Source organism: Burkholderia sp. E168m23, assembly GCF_016586125.1.
Taxonomy (GTDB): domain Bacteria; phylum Pseudomonadota; class Gammaproteobacteria; order Burkholderiales; family Burkholderiaceae; genus Burkholderia; species Burkholderia orbicola.
In genome coordinates, this window is record NZ_BCPP01000417.1 from 1 (window position 1) to 5894 (window position 5894).

The following is a 5894-nucleotide window of genomic DNA, read 5'->3' on the forward strand; positions in this document are numbered from 1 at the left end:
GTTTAGCACCGTTAATTAAACGAGTCATCCTGCATCGACGATGTTCCGGCGGGACGTCAGGCTTGCCGCCTTGCGCGGCGCGACGCCGGCTGGTCTCCCATCGGCGTCGCACGGACTTCCGCTTGTGAATATCCGGCGCGCTATCGCGCGGCCCGCGATTTACCTCGGACCATCGGCGCCGTTCCCGCGGGCCTACAGTGCCGCAACGACTGTTTATTCACCACAAGAAGTTTCCCGAATTTTCAGTTTGTTTAACTAAACAAATGGGAGTTAAGTGGCTTTGGGTACAAATTGCCGAGGCTTGTTGCGTTGCAACCAGACTGGAAAGGAGGGGTCTCGACGGGCACCCGAAGAAACCGGGTGCCGTTTTCACTCAGGGATACGAACGAATACACGAAGCGTCCGACGACGCGTCAGCGCGGCAACGTCCTCAACGAAGACGGCCCGCCCGTCAGCGCGATCCGCTTGCCCGTATCGCGCAGCTTGCCGCCTTCCACCGCATACAGCGCAAGCTGCCGTTCGACGTTGAATTGCACGATCACGTGCCGGCTGTCCGCGGTAAACACGATGCCCTGCGCGGCTTCGCCGCCCGGCACCTCGTTCACCTTCACGGCCCGCCCGTCGCGGATCTCGAACAGCAGCACCTTGCCGATCTTGTGGCGGCCCGGGTTGTCGGCCGTGAGGTTCGAGCCGTCCATCGCCTGCACGGCGATCCACTTGCCGTTCGGCGAAATCGCGACGCCTTCCGGCAGCGACGGCACCGTCAGGTACTGAACCGTGCGGAACGGCACGCGCGACACGTCGATCAGCGCGACCGAATCGGCGTCGCCCGCCAGCGTGCCGGTGTAACCCGGTAGCCCGGCGAGCCCGACGTTGCTGACGACGGCCCAGCGGTTGTCGCTCGACACGTCGATCGTGTAAGGCGCGACGCCCGTGCTCAGACGCGTGCCGCTGTCGGTCACCTTGCCGTCGTCGACGTTCAGCACCGCGATGCCCTGCTCGTCGCGCAGCGACACGAGCGCATGCCTGCCGTCGTGCGTGAAGCTGATCCCGGCCAGCCGCTTCTTGCCGATTTTCAGGTTGCCTTCGAGCGTCACCTGCGTGCCGTCGATGCGCAGGATCGACACGCGGCCGTCGACGTTGGCGACGAGCGCAAGCCGGCCCGAGCGATCGATCGCGATCCCTTGCGGATGCGTGCCGAGCTCGATGCGCGTGATCGCGGGCGGTGCGCTGTCGAGATTCACGACTTGTAGAAACGTGTCGAATACGAGCTGCTTCGCGGCCGTGTCATAGCGCGTCGGCGCGCCGACCAGCGCAAGCTTCGCGTCGGGCGTGATCGCGACGGCCTGCGGCGGCCCCTGGATGCCGTTCTCGACGTCGACCTGCAGCGCGACCTTCGGCGGGAAGGTACTCGCATCGAGCAGCGTGAGCGTGTCGGCGGGCGGGGAAGGCAAATAGGTGTCGCGGCCCTCGACGCGCTGGTACTTGCCGTCGTTGCCGGACACGATCCAGTCGGCGGCATGCACGGTAACGGCCGTCGTGGCGAGGGTCAGCGCGGCGAGCAGGCGCGCGCTGCGCTGGCGGAAAAGGTTCGAATGCATGGCGGTCGGTTCTCCGGATCGGTTGCGGACGCAATGGATTGCCCGACCCTGCTGCTCGACGGGCCGGCGCCATCGCATGATGCCCGAAAGCGGGCCGACCCGGCGTCTCGTTCCGGTTCGGTTCGGTTCCGCTTCGGTTCCGTCAATCCGTGCGTCGCGTGTCCGACGACCACTCGACGATGTCGTCGAGCGGATACACCGGCCGCGCGAGCCGCTCGTAGCGAAACAGCCCGTAGTCCGAGCCCGTCACGCCGCGGCTGTCGCATTCGACCAGCGCGGACGAAATCGGCACGAATACCGGCCGGCAATACATCCGCGACTTCAGCAGCAGGAAGCGCGCACGGCGCGGATCGACGCCCACGCTCTCGAACACGCCGAGATCCCACGGCTCCTGCGTGCGCTCGGTGACGACGAGCGTGGCCGTGCCGATGTCGAGCACGGCCGCGCGGCCCATGTACGCACGCTGCCCGGTATACGTCGGCCCGGTGATCACGTATTCGCCGTCGGTGATCGCGCGCACGATGCCCGTCGCGCGAAACGGTTCGCGCCGCACGCCGCCATGCGACGGCAACCGGTTGCCGACCGGCACCGTGACGGTGGCGCCGACGCCCGCATCGATCAGCGCCGCGACCGCGTCCGGGTCGCACAACGGTCCGCTGACGATTCCGTCGAGCCCGTGCGCGAGCGCGGCTTCGAGCAGGTCCATCGTGTCGCACGGGCCGCCCGACATGCAGTTGTCGCCGTGATCGAGCATCAGCACGGGGCGGTCCGCGCCCTGTGCGAGCGCCGCGGCCTGCGCAACCGATTCGGCGAGCGGCGCGCTGCGATAGACGAATTCGTCGCGCGCGTCCCAGATCTGCCGCGCGATGCGCTCGGCCACTGCGTCGGCGGCGGCGCGGTCGCCATCGGCCACCACGACCACACTGATGCACGGTGCAGGAATATCCGCGAGCGAGAAGCCGGGCAGGACCGACACCGCGAGCATCCCGTCGGACTCGGCCGCGCGCGCGGCCTCCACCGCGCGCCGCATCGCGCCTTCCGCGCTCGCGCTGCGCAGCGTCGACGTCATCAGCGGCGGCTGCCGCCACGCGAGCACGGGCCGCGCGCGGCCGTGCAGCCGGTCGAGCAGCAGCCGCGCCGCGTGCTCGCCCGTCTCGTACATGTCGACGTGTGGATAGGTCTTGAAACTGACGATCACGTCCGCGTGATCGACCATCTTCTGCGTGACGTTCGCGTGCAGGTCGAGCGCGACCGCGATCGGCGCGTCGGGCAGCGCCGCGCGCACGCGCGCGAGCAGGTCGCCCTCGCCGTCCGCGCTCTGCTCGGCAACCATCGCGCCATGCAGGTCGAGCATCACCGCGTCGCAGCCCGGCGCCGCGGCGACGATCGCATCGCAGATCGCCGCATACGCGTCGGCCGCGACCGGCCCGCTGGGGTTCGCAGCCGCCGACACGGGCGTCACGATGTCCGCGCCCGCGCGTTCGGCCGCGTCGATGAACGCCGCCATCGCGGTACGCATCCCGCGATTCGCGCGATACGCGTCGTCGCCCCAGTCGGGGCCGTTGCGGCCGAACGCGGCGAGCGGCGTCGGCACCGGCGAGAACGTGTTGGTCTCGTGGTTCATCCGGGCAATCAGGATCTTCATCGCGCTTGGCCTCCGCGATCCCGGCCGCGGCCAGCATCGCATGCAGCAGCACGTTGCAGCCGGCTTCCAGATGAACCGGATCCGCGTCTTCGATCTCGTTGTGGCTGATGCCGTCCTTGCACGGCACGAAGATCATCGCGGTCGGCGCGACGCGCGCGAGATACACCGCGTCGTGGCCCGCACCGCTGATCACGTTCATCGACGACAGCCCGAGCGCGCTCGCGCCGGCGCGGATCTGCTCGACCAGCGCCGGATCGAACGGCTGCGGCGGAAAGTACACGACCGGCTCGATGTCGATCCGCATCCCGGCCGCCGCGCCGTGGTCGGCGCATGCCGCACGCAATTCCGCATCCATCGCCGCCAGCGTCGCGTCGTCGGCCGCGCGCAGGTCGACGGTCAACGTCACGCGGCCGGGAATCACGTTGCGCGAATTCGGGTGCACGTCGACCCAGCCGACCGTGCCGCGTCCGTGCGGCGGATGCGCACGCGCGATGCCGTTCACCGCACGCACGAGATCGGCTGCGACCAGCAGCGCGTCGCGCCGCAGTTCCATCGGCGTCGGGCCCGCATGCGCCTCCATTCCGTGGACGGTCACGTCGTACCAGCGCTGTCCGAGCGCCCCCTCGACCACGCCGATCGTCGTGTCATGCGCTTCCAGCACCGGCCCCTGCTCGATATGCGCTTCGAAATACGCGCCGACCGGATGCGCGCCGTGCCCGTCGTCGGCACTGCCCGCATAGCCGATCGCGGCCAGCGCATCGCGCACCGACACGCCATCGCGGTCGCATTGCGCGAGCGCATGGTCGAGCGTGAACGCGCCCGCGAACACGCCGGAACCCATCATCACCGGCACGAAGCGCGACCCTTCCTCGTTGGTCCAGACGGCCACCTCGAGCGGCGCGCGCGTGCGCACCCCGGCTTCATCGAGCGTACGCAGCACCTCGAGGCCGGCCAGCACGCCGTAGTTGCCGTCGAACTTGCCGCCAGTGGGCTGCGTGTCGATATGGCTGCCCGTCGTCACGGGCGGCAGGTCGTCCCGTTCGCCCGCGCGCCGCGCAAAGATATTGCCGATCGCATCGACGCGCACCGTGCAACCGATGTCCTTCGCCCATGCGACGAACAGGTCGCGCGCGTCGCGATCGAGTTCGGTGAGCGCGAGGCGGCACACGCCGCCCTTGTCGGTCGCGCCGATCCGCGCGAGCCGCATCAGGCTGTCCCACAGCCGCGCGCCATCGACGCGCAAGCCGGACGCCGCGACGCCCGGAGTCAAATCCTGTACTTGCATCGTTGCCATTCCTCGCATTGAAAGGGCACGGCGCTCATGCGACACCGACACCCAGGTAGCGGTCCTTCACGTCATGATCGGCCGCGAACGCCGCGTTGCTGCCTTCGTAGACGATCACGCCCTGTTCGATCACGAAGTGGCGGTCCGCGAGCTGCGTGCACACTTCGAGGTTCTGCTCGACGAGCAGGATCGCGACGCCGGCTGCCTTGATCCGCTTCAACTGCTCGACGATCTCCTCGACGATCACCGGCGCGAGTCCCTCGACCGGCTCGTCGAGCATCAGCAGCCGCGGATGATTCATCAGCGCGCGGCCGATCGCGAGCATCTGCTGCTCGCCGCCCGACAACTGCGCGCCGCCGTTGCGGCGGCGCTCCTTCAGGCGCGGAAAGATCCGGTAGATATCGTCGAGCTGCCACGGCGAATCGCGGCGCGCGCCGAGCCGCAGGTTTTCCTCGACCGACAGCAGCCGGAAAATCCCGCGATGCTCGGGCACGAAGCACAGTCCGCCCGCGGCGATCCGGTGCGCCGGCTGCCCGGCCACCGGCCGGCCCGCGAACGTCACCGTGCCGCCGGTCGGCGCGACGACGCCCGCGATCGTCTTCAGCGTCGTCGATTTACCCGCGCCGTTGCGGCCGAGCAGCGTCACCGTCTCGCCTTCGTTCACGTTCAGCGAAATGCCCTGCAGCACGTGGCTCTTGCCGTAGCACGCGTGCACCTCCTTCACGTCGAGCATCATGCGCGGCCTCCGGTGATCATGTTGCCAAGATACGCGCTGCGCACGCGCGCGTCGCCGCGAATCACGTCGGGTTTGCCTTCGACCAGCACGCGCCCCTGCTGCATCACCGTGATCGTGTCCGAGATATCCATCACGATGCCCATGTTGTGCTCGATCAGCACGACCGTGTAGTCGTCGCGCAGGCCGCGGATCAGCGCCGTCATGTCGTCGAGATCGTCGATGCCCATGCCCGACGTCGGCTCGTCGAGGAAGATCGCGCGCGGCCGCGCCGCCAGCGCCATGCCGACCTCGAGCCGGCGTTGCTGGCCATGCGACAGCACGCCGGCCGCCGTGTCGGCGAAGCGCTGCAGGCCGAGCCGCTCGAGGACGTCGTCGACGATGCCGTCATGCGCGAGCGCGCCGCGCGGCGGCGTCCACGGATTCAGCGCCCGCCGCGATTCGACGCCCTGTGCGGCGACGCGCAGGTTTTCGCGCACGCTCAGGTTCGGAAACAGGCTCGTCACCTGGAACGAGCGTGCGATGCCGCGCCGCACGCGCTTGTGATCGGGTTCGTGCGACACGTCGTGGCCGTCGAACAGGATCGAGCCCGACGTGATCGGCAGCGTGCCCGTCAGCGTATGGAACAGC

Annotated in this window: 4 protein-coding genes and 1 pseudogene; all 5 read right to left on the reverse strand. The window is 68.7% G+C overall.

The features are described 5' to 3' along the window. Window positions 1-413: 413 nt before the first annotated feature. Entirely contained in the window at window positions 414-1601 is a 1188-nt protein-coding gene (locus JMF90_RS20720) for a YncE family protein (RefSeq protein ID WP_054928545.1), read from the reverse strand. 142 nt (window positions 1602-1743) lie between these two features. Beyond that, on the reverse strand, window positions 1744-3246 hold the full coding sequence (locus JMF90_RS20725) for a M81 family metallopeptidase (protein WP_201317247.1): 1503 nt from the start codon (window positions 3244-3246) through the stop codon (window positions 1744-1746). Window positions 3247-3268: 22 nt separating this feature from the next. Continuing rightward, window positions 3269-4531: pseudogene (locus JMF90_RS20730) on the reverse strand (Zn-dependent hydrolase); the annotation flags it as partial. A gap of 34 nt (window positions 4532-4565) precedes the next feature. Next, window positions 4566-5267, reverse strand: a complete 702-nt coding sequence (locus JMF90_RS20735; protein WP_006481111.1) for an ABC transporter ATP-binding protein — start codon at window positions 5265-5267, stop codon at window positions 4566-4568. Further along, on the reverse strand, window positions 5264-5894 hold a 631-nt coding region (locus tag JMF90_RS20740), incomplete at its 5' end, for an ABC transporter ATP-binding protein (RefSeq protein WP_201325376.1). The genes JMF90_RS20740 and JMF90_RS20735, both read right to left, overlap by 4 nt.